Here is a 24,984-nt window from a genome sequence, read left to right as displayed (position 1 = left end):
TTCGATTTTAAATTCTAGTTAAAATGAAAAACAAGTATTTTTGTTGGCTGTTCTTGTTGTTCACTTTGGTAAGTTTAGGTGCAAGTGCCCAAGTGAAGGTAGAGGGTAGTGTGTTCGACGAGATGGATAATCCGTTGATAGGTGTATCTGTTTTTACAGAGAATCGCAAGACTGGTGCAGTGACAGATGTGGATGGTCATTTTACGATTACTGTGCCCAATACTAAAGTGTCATTAACCTTTTCTTATGTAGGATATACTACTCAAAAGATTGCTCTGAAAGATAGAAAGCTTTTGAAAGTGGTTTTGAAAGAGGATTCCGAATTGTTGGATGAAGTGGTGGTAGTAGGCTATGGCACACAGAAAAAAATCAGTGTAACAGGTTCTATTGCTCAAGTGGGTAACAAAGAGTTGAAGAAGGCTCCAAGCGGGACACTTTCTAATATGTTAGCTGGACGTATTCCGGGGTTGATTGCTAAACAAAGCAGTGGACAGCCTGGGCAGGATGGTTCAAATCTTTATATTCGTGGTACAGGTGCTGGTGACGGTAACGCTTTGGTAGTAGTGGATGGTGTGATACAAGATTATTTTCCCTCTTTTTCTCCAGATGAAGTAGAATCAGTTACTATTTTGAAGGATGCCACAGCTGCTGCCGTGTATGGCGTACGTGCTGCTGCCGGTGTAATTTTGGTAACGACAAAACGTGGTACTGTACAAAAACCGACTGTAACGTTGAATTCTTCCGTTACGTTGAGCCAGAATACTAATTTTCCGAAATTTTTGAATGGTCCGGATTATGCCTATTGGTATAATAAAGCTCAGTTGATGGATGGTGTAGCTGAGGAGAATTTACGTTTTTCTCCCGAAGATATTGAACGTATAAATAATCCTGGAGAGAATGAAGAGATCTATGGTAATACAGACTGGTTTGATTTGCTTTTTAAAAATGTAGCTCCTACATATACGAATACGGTTTCTGTTTCTGGTGGTAATGAGCGTATCAAGTTCTTTGCTTCTTTGGGAGCTTATAATCAGGAAGGTATTGTCGAAAACACATCTTATGATAAGTATAATTTCCGTTCAAACTTGGATGCTAAGGTAACTAATAATATTGATTTTTCTTTGAATTTATCTGGGTTTGTAGATGACCAGCGTTCACCGGGTGCTTCTGTTGGTCCGAATGCTTATGCGGGAGTATTCCAACAAGCGATGTTGTCTTATCCTTATTTGAGGCCTTATACCAAAGACGGTATGCCTATAGCAAGTCAAAATACAGCAGGTAATGGTAATAATAACCCTTTAGGTGCCAGAGACTTGTCTGGATATCAATCAAGTAAGACTACTAAGTTTCAAGGTGATATTTCTTTATGTTATAAGTTGCCTATCAAGGGGCTTTCAGCAAAATTGGATGCTGCTTTTTTGAAGAGTCATTCAATGAGGAAAGCTGCAATGACACCGTATAATGTTTATTCTTGGAATCAAACGACACATCAGGGTAATGTTGAAAAAGGGCGTATCTGTTCAATGGCATCTGTCTCACACTGGTACGGTTCCCAGCAGCGTTATACGATAAGACCTACCATTGAATATGCTAATAAATTTGGTAAGCACGATGTCTCAGGTTTGTTCTTGTATGAATATGCCAGAGAAGATTATGAAGGAATATCTGCTGGACGGGAGGATTTTCCGATTACAGATATAATGGATATGAGTTACGGTTTGAAAGTCAGCGAAAATTTAGTCAAGGGCAGTCATAGTAATGACAAACGTGCAGGCTATGTTATGCGTTTTAATTATGCTTATGATGAAAAGTATCTGCTTGAGTTTACAGGACGTGTGGATGCTTCTACTGCACTTCCGGCTCATAACCGTTGGGGCTTTTTCCCTGCCGTTTCTGTCGGTTGGCGAATTTCTCAAGAAGATTTCTTTAAAGAAGCCGTTCCTTTTATGGATAATTTAAAGATTCGTGCTTCTATAGGACGTTTAGGTAGTGATCGTGCTATTGAGAGCACTATGACTTATTTTTCTACAGCAACCTTATCTGCTGACCCCGTAGTCGTATTTGGTACTAATGCTTTGAAAGATATAGGTATGAGTGGGCCTATTTGTCCGGATTTGAAATGGCAATTGACTGATACCTATAATATTGGTGTTGAGTCTAATATGTGGAATGGCCTATTGGGGCTTGAATTGGATGTATTCTACATGAAGACCACTCGTTCTCTGGAAGGTCAGTCTGGGAAATTTCCACCTTCTTTAGGCAGTTACTTCCCGGGATATATTAACTATGGTTCACATGACAATCGTGGTTTTGAATTGGTATTGACGCACCATAATAAAATTCGAGATTTTAATTATCATGTACGAGGCAACTTGTCATGGGCTCGTAACAAAATCTTGAAAGTTACAGAAGATGCTAATGTGCCGATTTATAAACGTGCTACAGGGCAAAGTATGGGACGCTATTTGGGATTCGTTGCAGAAGGATTATTTCAATCGGAAGAAGAAATAGCTCACAGCGCTTTGTTTGAAGGGTCTACAAATACAAAACCAGGTGATATTAAATTGAAAGACATTAACGGTGATGGAAAGATTACTTGGGATCAAGATATGGTACCCATTGGTCGTAGTAGTATTCCGGAAATGGTATTTGGATTAAATTTAGGAGCTGAATGGAAGGGATTTGATTTCAGTATGTTCTGGCAGGGAGCTGCTATGTTCGATGTGAATTTATGCGGTATTTATGATAGTGGAATTCGTGACGATACGTTCTATACCCGTCCGTTTTATGCTGATGGAAATACCCCTTATTATTTGGTGGAAGGCTCTTGGCGTCCTGATAATCCCAATGCAAAATTTCCTCGTTTAGGGATTGAGGCTCGCGATAATGGTGGAAAATTCTCTTCTTGGTGGGTAAAAGATGGTACATATTTACGTTTGAAATCAGTTCAGTTAGGTTATACACTTCCTAAGAAATTGACGGAAAAGGCTGGATTTAGAACTATTCGTGCTTATGTGAGTGGTGGTAATTTGCTGACTATTTGTGGACTGGATTATATGGATCCGGAAATGCCTGGAGTAAATCAAGGATATTATCCTCAGCAGCGTACTTATGAATTTGGTTTAAACATTACTTTCTAAAAATTTAATCAGATGAAATCTATAAAGAAAATATTAACGGTATTCACTTCTACTTGTTTCATATTGGGTAGTTGTGATATTGATCCAACATTAACATCTTCATATCCTTCTGATATTATTTGGTCGAATGAATCTAACTTGATTACTTATATCAATGGTTATTATTCATTGGTGGGTGGTTATTATGGACTTGGAGGTGAAGCTTGTACTGATATGTTGAAGCAGAATAATCCTGTATCTGATTATAATCAATTCGTTTTTGGTTCGATGCCTATAACAACTACTAGTAATATGTTTGATACTTGGGGGGGGAGCCACTCCTCACAATTGTCTTTGACTCGTTTTTTGGAAAATCTAGAAAAGAATCGAACTAATTTTTCAGACTCGATTGCTACACTTGCTGAAGCACAAGTCCGCTTTTTCCGTGGTGTAACTTGTTTTAATTTAGCTAAATGCTATGGTGGGCAATATATAATCTATAGACAACTTCCTGTGTTAGGTGAGAAAAATCATCCGCTTTGTTCTTCTCAAGAAGGTTGGGATTTTATTTATGAGGATTTGAGGTTTGCCGCCGAACATTTGCCTACAAAAGATAAAGTGGAATTGGGATGCTTGAGCAGTGGTGCTGCTTATGGTATGTTGGCTCGTGCTATGTTATATGCTGAACGTTGGAAAGAAGCTTCTGATGCAGCAGCTCAGGTAATGAACCAAGATTATGAGCTATATGAAGATTACGGTAAACTGTTTACCAATTCGCGTTTGGTGCCGGTTGAAAATAAAGAAAGTGTCATAGAATTCGGATATCTGAAGGATAAGTTCACTTATTCTTTTGATTATTTCTATTGTCCGCCAAGTGATGGTGGTTATGCTGAGATTTCTCCTACAGAAGATTTGGTTTCTTCTTATCAAATGGCTGATGGTAGTGAATTTGATTGGGATAATCCTGAGATGGCTGCTAATCCTTATGAAGGGCGTGAGCCGCGTTTTTATGCAACAATCTTGTATAACGGTTGTCAATGGAAAGGGGAAACTTTATATACTTATGAGGGTAGTAAGGATGGTTTTGGCTTGGGAGGAGGTACTACCAGTACAGGCTACTACATGCGTAAGTTGATGAAAGAAGCCATTCAACCCAAAGGCACGAGTTTTACTGGTCAGGGAGATTTGACTTATTATTATATGCGTTATGCTGAAGTGCTGTTAATTTATGCAGAGGCCATGGCGATGCAGGATAAGTTGCCGGAGGCTTTAGATGCTTTAAATCAGGTCAGGAGAAGAGCTGGTTTTACTAAGGATTTAACGGCTGCTACCCAAACAGAATTCATGAAATTACTTCGCCATGAGAGAAAGATTGAACTGGCTTTTGAAGGCCATCGTTTTTGGGATCTTCGCCGTTGGGGGTTGGCATCTACTGTACTGAACGGTACAAGTATGCATGGAGTGAAGCCGATTAAGGTCGGTGATAATGAATTTACATACGAAGTTGTAGATATTGATGGCGGCAAGACCCGTGTTTGGGAAGAACGTTATGCCAGATTCCCTATACCCCTTGGTGAAATAGAACAGAATGAAGCAGTTCAACAGTTTGATGAATGGAAGTAAAAAATCAATTTATTTGCTGAATGTATTAACTTGAAAATAAAAATTAACCATGAAAATATTAAGTAAATTATCAGTAATCGCTTGTTTGTGTTGGGCTACATTGGCATCGTGTGAGTCTCCTGATTATGAAACAGGCCGTACTGCTCAAGTGAACGGACTGATGAGTGTTACCATACAGATTCCGGGAAATCCATCGAAATTTGCAGCCACCAAGACTGGACCTTATGAAGAAAATGAAGAGATTATTGTTAAGGTACCTACGACAGATGAAACCCCGTTAGATCTAACACGTCTTATCTGCATGGTGAATGTAGAACACAATTGTTATGTTACTCCTGCGGTTGGTGGTGAGATGGATTTTACAAATCCTTATCCTATAACGGTAGTGGATGCATTGGGAAATAAGCATCATAACACGATTCGTGTAGTGCCTACTCCTCCGAAGACTAAATATGCTAAATTATGGGAGAAAAATGCCGCTTTACTGAATATGTCATCTAATACTACCGGTTTGGCTTTCTATCAGAACTACTTGGCTATTCAAGAGTACAATGCTCCTATTAAATTGTATGATAGAAATAGCGGTGAGTTTGTGAAGGAAATCCCTGCAGCAAGTACCTTTATGATGAGAGCTCGTACAGATGATGCCGGTCATTTGATTACAAACCGTGAAAATGTTTATGGTGCAGGATTTATGGTCTATTACTATTCAGAGGAGACTCAAGAACATATTAATCTATTGAATTGGACAGCTGATGCAGGATGTCCCGATGATTTGGGTTATAACATGAGTGTGAAGGGGGATGTAACTAAAGGAGTAGCTTATATTTATGGTATGTGTCCTCATAATATGGAAATTTATTATTGGAAATTGGAGGATGGTCAATTGGTAACTCCTGATGCAAAACCGAATGTACTTCGTTATGGCCCTGCTGGTGGCGATTGGACCAGCGCTCCAATGATACAACGTGCAACTCTTGAAGATGATTCTAAGCATTATATTGCTTATAATCGCTATTCTGGCGCTACCGGCGATGACGCTGCTTATAAAGCTAAATTTAGTATGTTTACTCCGGCTTATGAAATTACGTCTTTGAATCAAGACAATCACGAGTATCGCATCTTAGGATTTAATGTGTTCAATATTGAAAACGAGACTTATTTAGCGTTGAACGACCAGCAAGCGGACACTTGGTCTGGTGGCGTTTCTACATTGAGTGTTTATGATATTACCGACCCGTCTAAGATGGAATTGGGACCTGATGATGCAGGTTATGATAAGTTCTGTTTATTTAGGGGTGAATGGTCTCCTTATGCTACAAGTTATAACTCTTGGGGTGATTTGACTACTGCCATTGTGCCTACAGATACTGGATATGATATTTATATTGCAACTTGTGTGATTGGTGGTGATACATCCCAAACAACAATACGCATGTATAAGATGACTTGGTATCGCCAATAAGAAGTAACATGTAGCTGGTGATTGATAGGCGGGAATTCGTCTTAAGAGTGATAATCCCGCCTATTTTTGTTTTTTGGTTTTTTATTAATTAGTTTATCGGACTTAGATTATGACATGTAAGAAAGTACTTTTTTCCCTTATGGCTTTATTGAATATTTTTACAGTATGGGGACAAAAAGAGACATTGAAATTCAATCAGAATAGAACATTTAAAATAGTACAGTTTACGGATGTCCATTATAAATATGATGATCAGGTCAATTCTCAGGTAGCACTGGATCGTATGAATGAGGTCTTGGATATAGAGAAGCCCGAATTTGTAATATTCACGGGAGATGTTGTGGTTTCTAACGAATCTTTTAAAGGGTTGGATATAGTGTTGGACGTTTGTATCAAACGTAATATTCCTTTTGCTGTCGTATTTGGTAATCATGACGACGAATACGATCATACCCGTCCGGAACTCTATGACTATATTGCGAAGAAGAAAGGCAGTCTAATGCCTACCCGTATAAGTGAGGTGGTTCCGGATTATGTGCTGACTGTGAAATCTTCAAAAGATAAGAATAAAGATGCGGCATTACTGTATTGCATTGATTCTCATTCTTATACTCAAATTAAGTCAGTTCCGGGTTATGATTGGATTAAATTTAATCAGATAGCTTGGTATCGTGAGCACAGTAAGAAGTTTGCAGAAAACAACGGAGGTATACCTCTGCCTGCATTGGCTTTTTTCCATATTGCTCTCCCAGAATATAAAGATGCATTACTGGAAGATAAAAACCGTTTGTTTGGTTGTAAGGGAGAAATGGTATGTTGTCCAACTACCAATTCTGGCTTTTTCACTTCAGTTAAGGAGTGTGGTGATGTGATGGGTATCTTCGTTGGACATGATCATGATAATGATTATGCAGTAGCATATAAAGAAGTGTTGTTGGCTTATGGTCGTTATACAGGTGGAAAAACTGTTTATAATGATTTGTCTTCTAATGGAGCTCGTGTCATTGTTTTGCATGAAGGTGAACGTAGGTTTGATACTTATATTCGCGTAGCTAATAATGAGATGGAATCTTTTGTCACTTTTCCCAACAGCTTCTATTAATAGAAATTATACTTTCAAAAAAGGTTATTATGAAATATTTATTATTGTTTCTTTTTTCTCTGTTTTGTACTGTGAATATGTACTCTAATGAGAAAGTGGGTTTAACATTGATACCTCCCGGCAAAATTTCAAATAAGATAAATTTGGATATACGTGGAGGAATTGTGAATAGGGGTAATTCTCTGCAAACTTATCAAGTTTCCCTTTTTTGGGATAAAGAGAAAAAATCTGCTTTATTGTGTGATACAACTTTGAAAATATCATCAAGTAAATCGGATGTTGTGAAGATTATGATTCCCATGAAAGATAAAGTGGGCAAGCATAAGGTGATTTTGAAGGTGTCTGATGGCAAAAGAGTATATCGTAAGACAAAAGAAATAGAAGTAATTCAATCGGACATTCGTTCCATTCAGCAGATTTCAGGTGCTTGGACCGGAATCTATCATTGGAGTGAAGAGGAAGGTAAGCACTGGAATCAAGATATCAAAAAGATGACCGATAACCATTGGAGAGAGATGATTCGTTCCATGCACAAGATTGAGATGGATATGGTGGTAATTCAGGAAGTATTTCGCCATCAAGCTTATATCGGAAGTTCTACTACCGTTGAGGATTATCCGGGGAAGGCTTTCTATCCTTCTAAATTATATCCCGGCCGTATGGACATTGCAGCTGAAGATCCTATCGAAGCCATTCTCTCGGAAGCGGATAAGCAAGGAATGCAAGTATTGATGGGGGTTGGTATGTTCGCTTGGTTCGACTTTACCCCCGAGTCCTTGGAATGGCACAAACGGGTTGCCAAAGAACTGTGGGATATGTATGGGCATCATGAGTCTTTTTATGCTTTCTATGTATCCGAAGAAAGTGGTGGGGGCCTAAATAACTGGGAACCAGATCCACAACGCAGTAAGGAAAGAAAAGTTGAAATAGTACATTTCTTCAAGGAATTTAAGGAGTTTTGTAGTGCTTTAGCTCCTGAGAAACCCATAATGCTTGCCACTAATAGTTTTGATGTCCCTGTTGGGATGGATACTTATCCGGAATTATTGAAATATCTGGATATTCTTTGTCCATTCGGCTTTGCACGTATGCCGGCAACCGATATAAGCGGCAAAGAGGCTGCCGATTTGTTGCAGAAGGTTTGCGATGAGGCGAATGCGCACTTGTGGTTCGATCTTGAGGCTTTTCTATTCAATCCGGACAATTCTTTGTATCCCCGTCCTATAGAGCAGATTATTCATGATTTGAATCTGTTTGACAATTTCGAGAAGATCCTTTGCTATCAGTTCCCCGGTGTTTTCAACGATCCGGAGATGTCTATCCGTGTGGGCGAAGCGCGTACAATCAACTTGTTCAATGGGTATATGAGATATTTGAAAGAACTGAAATATAGGAATAAAACACGTAAATAAAAAGAAAGTGATGAAGCGCTGTTATCTATACCTGTTTATCCTAATAGAGATGTGTTGCCTGTCGGAGCTTGCTGCTAAGAGTTGTGGCAAGGTTTTCAAAGGGAATGATCCGGCCGTGAGATATGTTGGCAGAACGCTGGTTTCCTCGGACGGGTCGGTATCTTTCGATTGGGTGGGCACCTATTGGGAGACTCGTTTTACGGGCGGAAGACTTTCTTTGATAGTCTCTGAAACCGGAACAAGCTACTACAATGTGTTTGTGGATGATGAACTGCACCGGGTTGTAAAGGTGTGCGGGACAGATACTCTAATTAATGTGGTGTCGGGGATAGATAAGCGTCTTCATAGCTTGAGGATGCAAAAACGTTCTGAGGGAGAGTTTGGAAAGACAACCATCCACCGATTTGTGCTCTCTGCTTCGGGACAGTTGCAGGCAAGTCCTACTGTGCGTACCCGTCATATTGAGTTTATCGGCAACTCGCTTACTTGTGGGTATGGGGTGGATGGTAGGCACCGTGATGAGCCTTTTGGGGTGGAAACGGAAAACTGTAATCATGCCTTTGCAGCCATGGTAGCCCGCTATTATGATGCCGATTATACGTTGGTTGCCCATTCGGGCAGAGGAGTAGCCCGTAACTACGGTGATTCGGTGAGGGTGTCGAAAGTAACGATGAAAGACCGAATGCTAAATACTCTTGATGAAGACCTTACTGTTAAATGGAATTTCACGGGCTATCGACCGGATTTGGTGGTTATAAATTTAGGCTCGAACGATTTTTCTACAGAACCGCATCCTTACAAGAGAGAGTTTGTAAAAGCTTATATGCAGATAATAGCACAGTTGCGCGAGCATTATGGGAATATTCCTATTCTCTGCCTTTATCCGGTTGCTATGCAGGCTCCGGTGTTCAGTTATTATGAAACAATAGTGTCTGAATTGAATGATCCGAAACTCTTTCTGCTGAGGCTGGATGAAGGACTTTATAACAGGACAACAGATTTGGGTGCAGCCTGGCATCCCGGATACAGTGGACATAGGAAAATGGCTATGTGGATAATTCCTTATATCTCGACCCTCATGGGGTGGGAATTGGCTGATAAAATTATTGAGTAAAACAGAAAAAAAGAACAAGAGATGAGAAGACGTGATTTTATAAGATATTTAGGCTTGGGAAGTGTGGCTGTGACCATACCCGAAGCTATGCATGCAGTTCCTGCTGCCGCCACCACATTGTGTTCGGACAAGAAGACCAAGCCTATTTCGGGCTCTTGGTTTGAATTTCAACATTCGGCAGCCGAAGGCGGGTATTGGAATGAAGCATTGGCCCATTTTACTGCCGACCAATGGCGCAGGAAGGTGTTTGAAATCCGTGAGGTCGGTATGGAGTATTTGGTTTTGATGGGAGTGGCTCGTGCCGGCAAACCCTTCTATCCTTCTAAAATTGCTCCTCGGATTCCAATGGGGTGTGATGACCCGCTGGAAGCTGTCCTTTCTGCGGCAGATGAATGTGGTATCAAATTTTTTGTCAGCAATGATTTTTGGGGCGATTTAGATGCTTACAACATGATGTTGGACAAGGGAGTACAGACAGTTCGTTTCCAGGCGATGGAAGAGATAGCTGAGAGGTACAGTCATCATGCGTGTTTTTATGGGTGGTATTTTCCGAATGAAGCCATGCTGCAACCTTATTTTGTGGATGCTTGTGTGAACTATGTCAATGAGACTGCGGCATTTGCCCAACGCCTGACGCCCAATTGTGTGAACCTGATAGCCCCTTATTTTATCAAGGAAGCCCGTTTTGATGATCATTTTGTTCGTCAGTTGGAGAAGATGAATATTGATATCATAGCCTATCAGGACGGGGTGGGAGTGAACCATACTTCATTGGAAGACTCGGCCAAGTTCTATGAAATATTGTATAAGGCGCATGAAAAAGCTTGCAGGGCTCGTTTGTGGGCAGATGTCGAATTGTTTTATTTTGAGGATGGAACCGGTGGTAATTTGCTTCCTGCTGATTTTGGCAAACGCATTATCAGGCAGCTGGAAGCTGTGTCCCCTTATGTGGATAAGGTGCTCTGCTATCAATATTTGGGCATTATGAACAAACCTGATACAGATATTGTGGCAGGGCATCCGGATTCTATAAAATTATATGAGCAATATACAGAATGGTATAATCATTATCAAAAGAAGTGTGAATGAAAAAAGTGTTTCTCTTGACTTTATTGGTTCTGTTTGGTACCTTTGAAGTAAAAGCTGCTTTTAAAAAGAACGAAAAGAGAATTTTGTCAGAGCAAGTGCTGAAGGATAAGGTGAAAGGTGCTTGGGCCGGGCAAACGTTAGGGTGCAGTTATGGTGGTCCCACCGAATTCAAATTCCTGGGAACTATTATTCAGGATTATATTCCCATTCCTTGGAATGAACACATGGTGAAAAAATGGTACGATAGCTTTCCGGGACTTTATGATGATGTCTATGTAGATTTGACATTTGTCGAAGTCTTTGAAAGATGCGGTTTGGATGCTCCGGTGGATTCGTTTGCCGTTGCCTTTAAGCGAACGGAATATCCCTTGTGGCATGCCAATCAGGTAGCGCGCTATAACCTGCTGCAAGGAATGAAAGCTCCTCAGAGCGGGCATTGGAAGAACAACCCTCATGCCCATTGTATCGATTTCCAGATTGAGGCTGATTTTGCCGGAATTATGTCGCCTGGGATGCCCAATCAAGCGGCTGAAATTTGCGATAAGGTAGGTCACATCATGTCTTATGGCGAAGGTTGGTACGGGGGGGTGTATGTTGCAGCCATGTATTCTTTGGCCTATGTCAGTGATGATATGGAGTATATTGTGGAAGAAGCCCTTAAAATCATACCGGAGGAAAGCGATTTTCACAAGTGCATGTCCGATGTCATTCGTTGGCACAAGAAATATCCCAATGACTGGAAGCGTACTTGGTTTGAACTGCAGAACAAGTGGAGCGAAGAAATCAGTTGTCCCGAAGGCATCCACAATTCTTTTAATATCGGTACGAAAATCAACGGGGCCTACATCCTTTTAGGATTGCTCTATGGAGAGGGTGATTTTACAAAAACCATTGATATCTCTACCCGTGCTGGGCAGGATTCTGACTGCAACCCGGCATCGGCAGCAGGTATATTGGGAACCATGATAGGTTACAGCAACATTCCCGAATACTGGAAAGGGACTTTGTATGAGGTGGAAGACCGGCCTTTTTCTCATACAGACATAAGTCTGAACAAGGCTTACGAAATGACTTATAAACATGCTTGTGATATGCTCCGGAAGCATGGAAATGCGAAAATAGGGAATGCTTTTGAAATCAAGCGGGAGGATATTCGTCCTGTTGCGTTGGAAGTGGCCTTTGAGGACCTGAAAGTTAGTGGCAAACTTACTGTTGAAAAATCGATAGATGAGGTGAATCCATTCACTTTCGTAGGCACAGGTCTGGTGGTGAAGGGGTACGTCGCAGGTGCTCTTCCGACAGACTATACGGCCGAAATGGAGGTGTATATAGATGGGAAATTGCATGAGACCACTGCTTTGCCTCAGGAACTCAATCACCGGAAGTGCGAGTTGTTCTTCTGCTACGACTGTCCGGTGGGTAAGCACGCAGTGACTTTTAAATGGAAAAATCCCGTGTCCGGCGGAAAGATATGGATTACCGAAATTATAACCTATACAACGAAATGACAGCCATGAAAAAAAGAATGATTCTGGCAACCTTGTCTTCTTTGTTGCTATGTATGGCAGCTTGCAGCAATAAGCAGCTCCCCACAAGCGAGGATATCTTGACAGAAGCTCGTGCTGTGAAGACATTGAACGCTTATGATGAGATGAATTGTGTGGTGTATGATATGAAGGTAACTCCTGCCTCGCCTAAAAGTTCGATAGACCGTTTTGTCAGTGATGACTGTGTAGAAGGTGCAGGAAGTTTTGAAATCAGATACTCTTTTTCCGGCAATTCTTCCGAAGCGGAATCGGTGTATATCCAGCAAAGTGGTGGAGACTACCGCAGTGATTTATCTTTTCATCCTCTGGGACTTTCCATTTGGGTGAAGGGTAATAAGAACAACAAGGGTACATTCCGTTTTATGATAATTCAAGATGCAGGCATGTTCACCCAGGGGACACTGCACGACAAAGGGCGCTGGCAATTCTTTGAATATGTGGACAAAGAGGTGTTGACTCAAGAAGAGTGGACTCGGGTGGTGATGCCATACGAAGCCTTTACTTTTGTCAAGGGACATGATATGGGGGATAATAAACTGATGCTGAACCGCTTTGAGGGGTATCGGATAGAAGTGACCAATGATGAGGGTGTAATGTGTACCGGTTCGTTCTGCATTGACAATCTGGAGCAGTTGACTTCTTATGCTCCCGAGTTCAAAGGGACTCCAAAGTTTTCCAGTGTGTTTATTCAATTGGACGGGGTATATGAAAACACCGATTGGGATAAGGAGTTTAAAGCAAGCCAAGAGGTGGGCATTGATACCTGGATTATACAGTATGCCGAGGGGTTCAATGACCGTGCAGAAGAAAAAACTTCTTTTTATGTTCCAACAAAACTTCCTTGGGTCACGAAACAATATGATATCATGAACCGGATGTTCGAGGCTGCCAAGCAGAATGGAATGAAGCTTATCGTAGGGCTTTATCCCGGTGATTATAGCAAAAAAGACACTGCAAGCCCCGAGCAATACGACTTCCTCGTAGAGCGGAACAAGCAGGTCTTTGATGAACTGTTTGCCCTTTGGGGAAATCATCCCTGCCTGGATGGTTGGTATATAACGGAAGAGTTTCACGATGGCTCCTATCCCGTGGGGTGGCAGCAAGAACCTTCACTCTCCATGCTGGCCAACTATTTGCAGACGGTGGCGGCTTATATAAAGTCGAAATCTCCCAAGGAAGTCTGCATCGCTCCTGCCTTGTGGCGTGGCATGCCGGCCGATCTTTGTGGGGAGTGGTTCGGTAAGATATTTGCCCAAACACCCGATATTGATGTTCTTTATCTTCAGGACATAGGCGGACGTTGTCTGGTGGACTTTGATGTGGATCTGCCCAATTGGTTTGCCGAAATAAAGAAAGCTTGCGATGCCAACGGAGTGATTTTCGGGGTAGACATCGAGTCGTTTAAGGAATGCTGGTGTCCGAAGATTACAATGCGTACCAAGCCTTGGTCAGAGTTGGAAGAACAATTAAGGGTTGCCGGAATGTTTACCGATCATATTACGAATTTCAGTTGGGCTACCTTTAAGCCGGGAACGGACACTTATGAAGGTTATAAGAGGTATATTGAAGGAAAATGACCTATTGCTGATGCAATAAAATAGCTCATTAGCGGAATTGGTAGTGTTTAATCAATAAAAAACAAATATTTTTTATGAATCAGTTCATCAAAGAAATACAAGAACAACCGGAAATGTTGGAACGTACTCTTGGCTATTATCATTCAAGAGAAGGAAAGGAGCGTTTGGATGCTGTCTGTACTCTGTGGACAACCGGTGACTATGACAAAATAGTACTTACCGGTATGGGAAGTTCTTATTTTGTATCGCAAGCTGCCGCGACCATGATGACCGCTTATAATATACCCGCTTTTGCTATCAATGCCGGGGAGCTATTGCATTTTCAGTCTTCAGTTCTGACAGAGCGCACTTTATTGGTTGCCATCTCACAGTCAGGCGAGAGCTATGAGGTGATTGAACTGCTTAAACAACTTGGTGAACGGCATCATTCACGGTTGACAGTGGTTGGGGTCACAAATGAGTCTGGAAGTTCTTTAGCGGCGATGGCTACTCTCAGTCTGCTATGTAAGGCTGGGAGGGAGGAAATGACATCTACGAAGACATTTATCACCACCTATCTGGTAGTGTATCTGCTTGCAGGAGCATTGGATGGTCGCAGGGTGGATAATGCTCTTTTAGATAGTGTCGTTCGGGAAGTCGGTCTTCAGCTTGAGAAAGGGGGGATTTATTTATCCCGTTCGGTCGCTTTTTTAAGTGGGCATCCGTTTGTTCAAGTGATAGGCAGGGGTACGGTTTTTGCAAGCGCTGCCCAAACCGCCCTGATGTTTATGGAGGCTACCAAGACTCCGGCTTCAGCTTTGTTGGGCGGTGAGTTTCGCCACGGCCCACTAGAGATGGTAGGCCCTGGCTTTATCTGTATCATTTATGCGCATTCACGGTCCGGTGTTTATCGGCAGAGCATCAGGCTTATGGCTGATGTTCTGTCTTTTAATGGTAAAGTGATCCTGGTGTCGGATATCTCCTCCGGCATTGAAAGTGTGAATTTGCTGGAAATCAATGTTCATTGCGGAGACCCTGATTTGTTTGCAATTCCGTCCATTGTTCCTGTTCAGCTGATAGTGAATGCTTGGGCGGAAGAAATGGAACTAGTGCCCGGCAGTTTTACACATGGTGCTAAAGTGACTTCAATAGAATAATGATGGGACGAAGAAAGGTAGCCATAGGAGTCGATATCGGAGGCACAAAGATCAGTGCGGGTATTGTTGGCGGAGAGGGATTGGTTTATGCTTCTCCCCGTACTATTGCAACTAATCCGAAAGAACCCGGCGAAGTAATTATTGCCAATTTGTTTTCTCTGTTGAAAAATATTCTGGCTGATGCTGCGGATTACGATATTCAGGGCATTGGTATCGGGTGTACCGGACCTCTCGATATAGATAAAGGTATACTGCTGGATGTTGAGAATCTTCCCACTTTGAACTATTTTCCGTTGAAAGACACCGTTGAACAAGCATTTCCGTTGCGGGTGATCCTTGATAATGATGCCAATGCGCTGATTTATGCAGAGGCATTATGGGGAGCGGGTCGGAATGCCGGTTCAGTCCTGGGTTTCACTTTAGGAACGGGGATAGGATGTGCTTGGATTAATGGAGGAAAAGTATGGCGTGGGCATTCCGGTTGTGCTGGAGAAGTATGGACATCACCTTATAAAGAAGGGATATTGGAAGATTATGTATCCGGCAATGCCGTCACCCGTCTTTATAAAGAATATACAAAGGAGGAGTTGCCGGCTTATCGTATAGCCGAACTGGCACGGTCCGGTGATAAAATGGCTTTGCAGGTATGGGATGCTTTTGCCCAGGCATTAGCTCATGCTTTGTCATGGACAGTGAATATTACCGATCCCGAAATTGTCATCATAGGCGGATCTGTTCTGAAATCTTCCGATTTATACTGGGACAAGGCAGAGTGGCTATTTCGTAAATTCATTTGTCGTTCAGCAGCCCGGCATACTACTTTGCTGCCTGCAGCCTTGGGAGACAATGCCGGATTTATTGGTGCGGCTGCATTAATATTAAAATAACAAGAAACTATGAGAAAACTCTTTTTTATACTGTTGATATGTAACATGTTGTTTGTCAATGCCCAATCTCTTGAACTGGAGAACTGGAAGATTATCAATTCTTCCGAGCTAAACGCCGGAGCTGCTGAGGTTTCGCAATTGTCTTATCCCACTGCCGGATGGTATCAGGCCACTGTGCCCACTACCGTGTTGAACGCTTTGGTGAAGGAAAACGTATATCCTGATCCGAGAATCGGCCTGAATAATTACCTGATTCCGGATGTGTCGGATGAATTTAATGCCCGGATGGATCTATCTAAATACAACTACCTGAAAAGTGGCCGTAATCCTTGGCAAGATCCATACTGGTATCGTACGGAAGTCGTTCTTCCCAAATCATATAAAGGCAAGAAGGTATGGCTGACCTTGAACGGCATCAACTACCGGGCAGATGTCTGGGTAAATGGTCGTCAGGTTGCTGATAAAAAAGATATTGTGGGTATGTTTCGTCGCTTTAAACTTGATATAACCGGATATGCCCGTGCCGGAGCCAACAATTGCATTGCGATAAAAATTTATCAGGTGGATCATCCGGGCGTCCCGACTCCCGGCACCCAGTTGAAAGTATTCGGTCCTGTACGCGGACATTCCTACGATATCTTTAAGGATGAGACATTGAAGATATCCGGTGGCTGGGATTGTGCTCCCGTGGTTCGCGACCGGAATATGGGTATCTACCAGAAAGTGATAGTGGAAGCCACGGACGAGGTGTTGATTGAAAATCCTTTTGTTATCACTACTTTACCAAAGTCCACTACCATGCCTATGAAGGTTGACACTGGGCTTGCAAAGGTCAATATTAAACTTGAAGTGAGGAATACTTCTGCAAAGCTTGTCGAGGGAAAGGTGAATGCTTGGATTACATTACTCAACGAAGTCAAATTTCCCACTTATACCAAGCATATGGAGGGATACCTCAAGCCAATCAAGCTGACGAAGAAAGTAGCCCTGCGTGCCGGTGAGAGAAAAGTAGTGGAACTGACCCCTGAGGACTTTCCTTCCTTGCTGATAGAAAACCCGTATTTGTGGTATCCGAATGGGTATGGCGAGCAATACTTGCATCACATGAAACTGTCTTTTAGCATCGGTGGAAAAGTGTCCGATACCAAAGAGTTTGATTTCGGAATCCGTGAGGTGGCAAGTGGACTGAACCGGGTGGGAGATGAATGTGGTCGTGTATATTATGTGAATGGCAAGCGGATATTCTGTAAGGGCGGTTGGATACAGCCGGACATCTTGTTGGAGGAATCTGAAAAACGTATCTATGATGAAGCCCGCTTGATGGCAGAGGCGAACATCAACCTGATTGGCAGTGAAGATATGCCGTCTCCTTCTGAAACCTGGTTTGAAAGTTTTGACAAATATGGCCTGATGTGGTGGCATGTTTTCTATCAATGTTTCCGTATGACTCCCGGAACTGAAACTGCTGACAATCCTCTGGATCATGGTCTGGCGGTGGCAGGAGTGGAAGATATGATGCTCCGCTATCGCAATCACCCTTCTATTATTTCATGGATAGGAGCCAATGAGGTCTTGATGAATGAAAGCTTGTACAAGCTGACCAAGGAGAAAGTGAGGAGTATCGATACTACGCGTGTTTATCTTCCGACTACCAGTTTTCATTGGGATGTAGACGCCTTGACTCCTTATCTGAAAGAAGATCTGCCAACAGGTACGACGGATGACGGTGCGCCCGACTATAATTGGGCGCCTTCTTCCTACTTCTTTGATAAAGTGCGTGAGGTCCATTTGCAGATGTTCCGCAATGAACTGGGGATGCCTTCCATGCCGACGTACAACAGCCTCCGGAAATTTATTCCTACCGCGGAGAGTACGGCTAATGTAAACAGCCCTATTTTCCCATTGGATAGCATTTGGGCTGAACATGGTGCTTGGGATGTAAGTAATTATTGCTATCGCTCTTATGACAATGCCATTCGCACAATGTTCGGTGATCCGAAGACGGCAAAAGAATATGCCGACAATGCCCAGTTTCTGAGTGCCGATGGTTATCGCGCTATGTTTGAAGCGGCTAATCACCGGATGTGGGATATTACTTCCGGTGTGATGATTTGGAAGATTAATTCTTGCTGGCCCGATGTGTGCTGGCAGATATACGACTGGTATCTGGCTCCCAATGCTTCTTATTATTTTGCAAAAAAAGCTATGGAACCGGTGCACGTACAGTTGAATGCGAATGATTTCAGGGTTTCTGTGATTAATGCCTCCCATCAGACACTGCAAGACGTGAAAGTGACGGCTAAAGTTATCAACAATGACATGGAAGTGGCTTGGGAGGACTCCCAGCGGATAACTGTTTCTCCCGATTGCTATCAGGAGATTGTTACGGTGCCCCGGTGTGGAAAATACTCTTATAATTACTTTGTGAAGCTGGAGCTGCATGATAAATACGGTAAACTTCTGTCCGAGAACCTATATTGGTTCTATTCCCAGCATATGGATTTCTTTTGGTTCACTTCTATGGAGAAACCGGAATTGAAGGAGGAGGTTGAAGTTACCAAAGAGGAAGGGGAATATGTCTTTTCTATTTGTTTGAAGAACGAATCGGATCGTTTGTCCCATTTCAATCATCTGACTTTGCTGGACGTCCGGGGTAAGGAGATTAATCCGGTATTCTGGAGTGACAATTTTATTACGCTCTTTCCGGGAGATGAAAAGGTAATAACGGCTCGTGTGGCAGTATCCGATGCCGGAGATACACCTCCTGTGTTCTTCCGGGCACGATGATGAATAGATTGAATTTATTTATAATATAGTGTTATGAAAAAAATTATAGTGATTGGCAGTTCCAATGTGGACATGGTGGTGAGAACTTCTCATCTGCCTGCTCCCGGTGAGACGATTCTGGGAGGGGAATTCTTTATGAACCAGGGTGGAAAAGGAGCAAATCAGGCTGTTGCAATAAAGAGATTGGGCGGCAATCTGATATTTATGGCAAAATTGGGGAATGATGTATTAGGTCGGCAATCTGTCGGTTATTTTAAAAAGGAAGGAATTGATACAAGATATATTGCTCTCGATGAAGATTCTGCTTCCGGAGTAGCTCTGATCAGCGTGGACGATCATGCGGAGAATAGTATTGTAGTGGCATCCGGTGCCAACATGTTGTTGAACGAACAAGATGTGGATAAAATGTTGGAGGAAATGTGTGAGGGAGATATCCTCTTGATGCAATTGGAAATTCCGCTTCAAACAGTGGAGTATGCTGCCAGAAAGGCTTTCGGGAAAGGAGTGAAGGTGGTGCTGAATCCGGCTCCTGCCCGCAGTCTTCCCAAAGAATTGTTCCGGCATCTGTACATGGTCACTCCGAACCGCATCGAGGCGGAGATGCTTACGGGCATAAAGATTGCCAATGATGCCGATGTTGAGAAAGTGGCGGAAGAGATTTGCGCGATGGGGGTAAAGAATGTAATTATCACTTTGGGTTCGAAAGGATGTCTTATAAGGGAAGAGGGCGTTTCTTATCGTATAGATGCTTTCAAAGTGGAGCCTGTTGACACTACAGCTGCCGGAGATACGTTTAATGGGGCTTTGTGCGTAGGATTGTCAGAGGGCATGGACTTGAAACAAGCTGCTGTGATGGCTTCAAAAGCTTCATCCATAGCTGTAACCAGAATGGGAGCCCAGTCTTCTATTCCTTACCGTGAAGAGTTGTAATCATTAAAAACAATATTAAATATCACGATTATGTTTATAGTTGAAAGTTACGGATTGGCGGTAGCGTTGTGCTGGGTCACGATGTTATGCTGGGGATCATGGGGAAATACTCAAAAATTGTCAGCCCAAACATGGCGCTATGAATTGTTCTATTGGGATTATGTGATTGGTATACTTCTTTTTTCTTTGGTTTGGGGCTTGACACTGGGCAGCATTGGAGAAGGGGGACGCGGATTTATGCAGGACTTGCAGCAAGTTGGTATGGAGAATTTTTGGAGCGCTTTTCTGGGTGGCGTCATATTCAATGCCTCGAATATATTGTTGTCGGCTTCCATGTCGTTGGCTGGTATGTCGGTTGCTTTCCCGATAGGGGTGGGGTTGGCGTTGGTATTAGGCGTATTTGTCAATTACTTTAGTGTACCGAAGGGGGATCCTGTCACTCTTTTTGGGGGTGTCTTCTTGATTGTGTTGGCCATTGTTTTTAATGGGATTGCTTCCAGTAAAGTTTCTGAAGTATCAGGTCAGACTGTCCGAAAAAGAGGAGTTCTGATTGCTGTCTGCGCTGGTATTCTGATGGCGTTTTTCTATCGTTTTGTCGCCGCTGCTATGGATTTGGAAAATCTGGAATCGCCTGCTGTTGGTATGATGACTCCGTATTCTGCCTTGTTTGTGTTTGCAATAGGTATCTTTATCAGTAACTTTCTATTCAACTCTTTGTTAATGAGGAAACCTTTTACGGGGGTGCCTGTGGCTTACAGTCAATACTTCAAAGGAAATATGAATACTCATTTGGTTGGTATTTTTGGGGGTGCCATTTGGGCGTTGGGAACAGCGTGCAGTTATATTGCTGCCGGAACAGCCGGTGCTGCCATTTCCTATGGGTTGGGACAAGGGGCTACGATGGTTGCCGCATTATGGGGGGTGTTTATTTGGAAGGAATTCAAAGGGGCTTCTAAATCTACTAATCTATTGATTGCCTTGATGTTTATTCTCTTTATTTTAGGTTTGGCGTTAATTATTACGTCCGGTGGCAATTGATCTTTTATTAATTAAAAAAATGTGTATATTATGAAGAGGATTTTTCTGCCAATCCTATTGGGGGTACTGATGATATCAGCCGTACTGCCGTCGGCAGTAGTTTTTGCTGGCAATGATGTTCCTGGCCGACAGAGAAAACAGAAGGTGAAGGAATCTGTTTTGAGGGTGAAGCCCATTACTGGTACTTGGATAAATCTGGCATATAAGGATGTACGTAATAGATATACCAATCCGCAGAGTTTTGATAATACGGATCCGGAATTATGGAAAGCTAAAGTGCGGGAACTGTCAGCTATGGGCATTGAATATCTGGTATTCATGGAAGTTGCCAATGAGGGTAAGGCTTATTATCCCTCTCAATTAATGCTCTGGTGGTATGATAAAGATAAACAGAGTCCTGTGGAAGCCATTCTTGATGAGGCTGCCCGATATGACATGAAGGTTTTTATGAGTACTGGATGGGCAAAAGACCAGGATGATAATTTGCAGGATCCTGCTATCAAACAACGCCAATTGCAAATTATGGAGGAACTGGCCGTCTTTTATAAAAATCATAAAGCCTTTTATGGCTGGTATTTGCCGGTAGAGGATTGTCTTTGCCCCATTTTTGCAGAACATGCTGTACAATCGGTTAATGCATTGACCAAAAAGGCAAAAGCATTGACTCCGGATAAGAAGACACTGATTTCTCCTTATGGTATCGGACTGTCTGATTTTGATAATCCGGAGTATGAGAAACAATTGGCAAAGCTGAAAGTCGACATCATAGCCTATCAGGACGAAGTGGGCTGTGTACGCGATAAATTCATGTTGCCTCGCTTAAAGAAGACTTGGAAACGGTTGAGAGACATCCACAACCGTCTGAATATTGAGATGTGGGCCAATTGTGAGACTTTCACTTGGGAACAGGGAACCAACGACCGTTCTTCGGCCTTGATTCCTGCCGCTTATCCGCGTCTTTTATCTCAACAAGTGGCTGCTTCTGTGGCAGGGGTTGACAGGATTATCTCATTTATGGTTTGTGGAATCATAGAAAGCCCCACGTCAACTTATCAGTTGGGGCAACCGGTGTGGTCACATAAAGTATACAATGACTATATGGCCTGGAAAAGGCGGATTGGCTGCTGGCAATTGGCCGAAGCTGCCTTTATGGAGAGATTGGCTAACGGGGCTACCATTGACATGGTGTTGGGAAAAGCGGATTTGAAGGCATTGCTTGATGGCAGGGTTGCCGAGGAAGACAGTAAAGATGCCCGTTGGGTGAAATTCGAGAAAGGTTATCATGAGCTTGTGGTAGATTTGCAGAAAAAGACCAGACTACGGAAAGTCATGCTTCGTATGCTGGACTATAATTTAGATGGAATAGGTATGCCGCTGAAAGTTTATCTGTTCACTTCGTTGGATGGAAAAGAATATAGATTAGCTTCTATCAAGGATACTCCCCATTTCCCGAACAATCGGCATGATGCATGGATTGAAAACTTGTTATTTGATCAATTGGATGAAAGCATCCGTTATATGAAGGTGGCTTTCGAAGCTTCGCAACAAGTGTATATGGATGAGTTGTTTGTTAATCCGGTGATAAAATAAAGACCAGTTGAGATGAGAGTGAGTTTGTGTTTATTAACGGTGTGGCTGTTTCTTGCTTGTGTAGGCCGCGGGGAAATTGCACCAATTCCTTCTTGGTCAAAATCGATGGCAAAGGAGAAATATATCCTAACCCCCAAAGCACCTGAGGTTCCACAGATTAATAGTCTATGGTGCAGCCTTGGAAATACAGAAAAAGTCTCTGTTCGTGATTTGTGGCATCAAAAGGATTTAGGGGAGTATAAAGGGGGATTTTGGACACAAGTCCCTTATCATGGAGTTACTTTTGTAAAAAAAATCACTCTTGTAGAGTGAACTGAAACTTTAAAATAAATAGTATGGAATTTGCTTTGGATAGATGGATTACCAAGCATAATGCTTGGATTGATGTTTTTGGACCAAACTACATGAGGTGGATATTTCGTGATGTGAAAATGACTATTTTGTTTTTGGGGCAGTTTCTCTTTGGTAAAGTGTTGCAGGTGTTTAAGGCAGGTGTGTTATTGGGAGCAGTGTCTTGCATACTATTTGTGCCAGGGCTAAAGGCAGAAAATTCTAGGCCATTTGTGATACCGGCATTACAGGAGTGGAAAGGCGGGGATGGCTATTGGCGCTCATCGTGTCGGTTGGTGTTGGACCCCCGCTATGCAGCAGAACTCAATCCGGTGGCAAACACATTTGCCGAAGATTTAGCAGTGATGTTTGGCAGGAAATATAAGGTGGCGGAAGGCGTTTCTGCCTGCTCGGGAGATATTTTTTTGACTTTGGCTGGAAAAGAAACAGAAGAGAATCGGGAGAAGTATTATTTGGATGTGTCTGATCGGATGGTGTTGACGGGTGCAACGACGCAGGCAGTGTTTTGGGGAACTCGGACCATTCTTCAAATGATGGAACAGTATGATGGGGCGGTGCCGCAGGGAGTGGCTGTAGATTGGCCCAATTATCCTAAGCGTGGATTTATGTTGGATGTAGGACGTAAATTTGTCCCCATTGGCTTTTTGAGGGATTATGTGAAGATAATGTCTTATTATAAAATGAATTGTTTCCAGATTCATTTGAATGACAACGGCTTTAAAAAGTTCTATGGCAATGACTGGTCGCAAACACCCGCGGCTTTCCGATTAGAAAGTACCGTGTTTCCGGGATTGGCCACGGAGGGGGCTCATTATTCAAAAAAAGAATTTGTTGAACTTCAGATGTTAGCCGAGCAGTATGGAGTGACTGTCTTGCCGGAAATAGATGTGCCTGCGCATTCATTGGCCTTTACGCGCTATAAGCCGGAAATTGCTAGTAAGGAGTACGGAGAGGATCACCTGGATTTGTTTAATCCGGAGACTTATTTGTTCTTGGACAGCTTGTTTGCAGAGTATTTAGGTGGAGAAAATCCGGTGTTTAGGGGTAAAGAAGTGCATATTGGTACAGATGAATACGATAATTCGGATCCTAATGTTGTTGAAAAGTTTCGCTTTTTTACTGATTATTACATTAAATATGTGGAGGGTTTTGGGAAGAAAGCGGTGGCATGGGGTGCATTGACGCATGCCAGAGGAGATCTTCCTGTGAAGTCTGACGAGGTACTATTGGACATTTGGTACAATGGTTATGCCGATCCCTTTGAAATGGCCGAATTGGGATTTGGATTGGTGAATGTGGCATGTAGCCAATTGTACATAATACCATTGACGGCACTCTATTACCACGATTACCTGAATATAGAGTGGATTTTTAATAACTGGGAACCCTATATGTTTGATGATAGAATATTTAGTCGGAATGATAGGCGTGTGAAAGGGGGAATGTTTGCCGTATGGAATGATTACATTGGAAATGGGATTACTTTCAAGGACATTCATCATCGTGCGTATCCTGCTATGCAGACATTAAGCTTGAAAATGTGGACCGGTGCTGTGGATGATTTGTCTTTCGCACGGTTTGATTCTTGCCGTCGTGCTTTGTCGGAAGCTCCGGGAGTGAATATTGGAGCAAAGGTAAAAACGATGGATGGGAAAGTGCTTCAAGTCTCGAAGTTGAAAAGGAATCAAAAGCTTTTGATAGAAGAAATAGGGTATGATTATGAAGTGGCTTTTGATTTCACTGCAAAATCCGCAGATAAGGGCAGTGTGCTTTTTAAATCTTCCAATGCCATTTTGTATCAGAGTAGCCCAAAGTCTGGAAAATTGGCATTCTGGTCAGATGGTTATTTAAATGAGTTTGATTATATGTTTCCTATCGGTCAACGGGTACAAATTGTGATTAAAGGTGACCATACCTCTACAAGTTTATACATTGATGGAAAACTACATCAGACTTTGGATAAAAAGATACTTTATAAAATTGGCGAGGAGGTGGTGTACTACCAGTCCACTCTTGTTTTTCCATTAGCTTTTACTGGAAATTTTAGTGGGCAATTGTTAAATTTGAAAGTACTGCAAAAGTAATTCGAGTTCATGTTACAAGGATCCATTTTAGGTTATTCTTTGCCTTTAATTTGTTGTAAGAATTCATTGGTGGACACTAATGCTTTTTCATCTTTGAAGCATGTGGAAGTTGAAAAAGGATAGTGATAATTCC

17 protein-coding genes are annotated in these 24,984 nt (G+C 42.4%); all 17 read left to right on the top strand.

Translation table 11 applies throughout. From position 1 onward, the window contains the following. Window positions 1-23 precede the first annotated feature (23 nt). The gene (locus tag ITJ87_RS03210) at window positions 24-3,140 is read left to right on the top strand and encodes a TonB-dependent receptor (RefSeq protein WP_035447314.1); all 3,117 of its coding nucleotides are present in this window, start codon (window positions 24-26) and stop codon (window positions 3,138-3,140) included. A 12-nt stretch (window positions 3,141-3,152) separates the two neighbouring features. Further along, window positions 3,153-4,742 (top strand): RagB/SusD family nutrient uptake outer membrane protein, encoded by a 1,590-nt coding sequence (locus ITJ87_RS03205; protein ID WP_035447312.1) that lies wholly within the window; start codon window positions 3,153-3,155, stop codon window positions 4,740-4,742. Between the two features lie 49 nt (window positions 4,743-4,791). Beyond that, window positions 4,792-6,207 carry a hypothetical protein gene (locus ITJ87_RS03200; RefSeq protein WP_035447310.1) on the top strand — a complete coding sequence of 472 codons (1,416 nt, stop codon included), beginning with the start codon at window positions 4,792-4,794 and terminating at the stop codon, window positions 6,205-6,207. A gap of 139 nt (window positions 6,208-6,346) precedes the next feature. Then, window positions 6,347-7,309 (top strand): metallophosphoesterase family protein, encoded by a 963-nt coding sequence (locus ITJ87_RS03195; RefSeq protein ID WP_035447308.1) that lies wholly within the window; start codon window positions 6,347-6,349, stop codon window positions 7,307-7,309. Window positions 7,310-7,599: 290 nt separating this feature from the next. Beyond that, window positions 7,600-8,721 carry a DUF4434 domain-containing protein gene (locus ITJ87_RS03190; protein ID WP_310591120.1) on the top strand — a complete coding sequence of 374 codons (1,122 nt, stop codon included), beginning with the start codon at window positions 7,600-7,602 and terminating at the stop codon, window positions 8,719-8,721. A gap of 10 nt (window positions 8,722-8,731) precedes the next feature. After that, window positions 8,732-9,835: an SGNH/GDSL hydrolase family protein gene (locus ITJ87_RS03185; protein ID WP_035447306.1), complete on the top strand. Its 1,104-nt coding sequence runs from the start codon at window positions 8,732-8,734 to the stop codon at window positions 9,833-9,835. Window positions 9,836-9,856: 21 nt separating this feature from the next. Beyond that, window positions 9,857-10,924 carry a DUF4434 domain-containing protein gene (locus ITJ87_RS03180; RefSeq protein WP_035447304.1) on the top strand — a complete coding sequence of 356 codons (1,068 nt, stop codon included), beginning with the start codon at window positions 9,857-9,859 and terminating at the stop codon, window positions 10,922-10,924. Beyond that, window positions 10,921-12,432 (top strand): ADP-ribosylglycohydrolase family protein, encoded by a 1,512-nt coding sequence (locus ITJ87_RS03175; RefSeq protein WP_057281453.1) that lies wholly within the window; start codon window positions 10,921-10,923, stop codon window positions 12,430-12,432. Before ITJ87_RS03180 ends, ITJ87_RS03175 begins: the two co-directional genes overlap by 4 nt. Before the next feature lie 5 nt (window positions 12,433-12,437). Next, a complete protein-coding gene (locus ITJ87_RS03170) occupies window positions 12,438-14,048 on the top strand; it encodes a DUF4434 domain-containing protein (protein ID WP_035447789.1) in 1,611 nt (536 codons plus the stop codon). A 74-nt stretch (window positions 14,049-14,122) separates the two neighbouring features. Beyond that, the gene (locus tag ITJ87_RS03165; protein WP_035447300.1) at window positions 14,123-15,184 is read left to right on the top strand and encodes an SIS domain-containing protein; all 1,062 of its coding nucleotides are present in this window, start codon (window positions 14,123-14,125) and stop codon (window positions 15,182-15,184) included. Next, complete coding sequence (locus ITJ87_RS03160) at window positions 15,184-16,071, top strand: ROK family protein (RefSeq protein WP_229034790.1); 888 nt, start codon at window positions 15,184-15,186, stop codon at window positions 16,069-16,071. The genes ITJ87_RS03165 and ITJ87_RS03160 overlap by 1 nt, the downstream gene beginning before the upstream one ends. Before the next feature lie 9 nt (window positions 16,072-16,080). Next, window positions 16,081-18,858: a glycoside hydrolase family 2 gene (locus ITJ87_RS03155; protein WP_035447296.1), complete on the top strand. Its 2,778-nt coding sequence runs from the start codon at window positions 16,081-16,083 to the stop codon at window positions 18,856-18,858. Between the two features lie 33 nt (window positions 18,859-18,891). Further along, on the top strand, window positions 18,892-19,788 hold the full coding sequence (gene rbsK / locus ITJ87_RS03150) for a ribokinase (protein WP_035447294.1): 897 nt from the start codon (window positions 18,892-18,894) through the stop codon (window positions 19,786-19,788). Window positions 19,789-19,818: 30 nt separating this feature from the next. After that, a complete protein-coding gene (locus tag ITJ87_RS03145) occupies window positions 19,819-20,826 on the top strand; it encodes a GRP family sugar transporter (protein ID WP_117964626.1) in 1,008 nt (335 codons plus the stop codon). 30 nt (window positions 20,827-20,856) lie between these two features. After that, window positions 20,857-22,416 carry a DUF4434 domain-containing protein gene (locus ITJ87_RS03140; RefSeq protein WP_035447290.1) on the top strand — a complete coding sequence of 520 codons (1,560 nt, stop codon included), beginning with the start codon at window positions 20,857-20,859 and terminating at the stop codon, window positions 22,414-22,416. A 12-nt stretch (window positions 22,417-22,428) separates the two neighbouring features. Then, the gene (locus ITJ87_RS18550; protein WP_147327314.1) at window positions 22,429-22,728 is read left to right on the top strand and encodes a hypothetical protein; all 300 of its coding nucleotides are present in this window, start codon (window positions 22,429-22,431) and stop codon (window positions 22,726-22,728) included. Window positions 22,729-22,751: 23 nt separating this feature from the next. Continuing rightward, on the top strand, window positions 22,752-24,851 hold the full coding sequence (locus tag ITJ87_RS03130) for a family 20 glycosylhydrolase (RefSeq protein ID WP_229034792.1): 2,100 nt from the start codon (window positions 22,752-22,754) through the stop codon (window positions 24,849-24,851). Window positions 24,852-24,984: the final 133 nt, after the last annotated feature.

Origin of the sequence: Bacteroides sp. HF-162 (assembly GCF_015679285.1) — a bacterium.
GTDB lineage: Bacteria > Bacteroidota > Bacteroidia > Bacteroidales > Bacteroidaceae > Bacteroides > Bacteroides uniformis.
The sequence above is the reverse complement of the archived record's forward strand: the minus strand, read 5'-3'. Positions and strand labels throughout refer to the sequence as shown.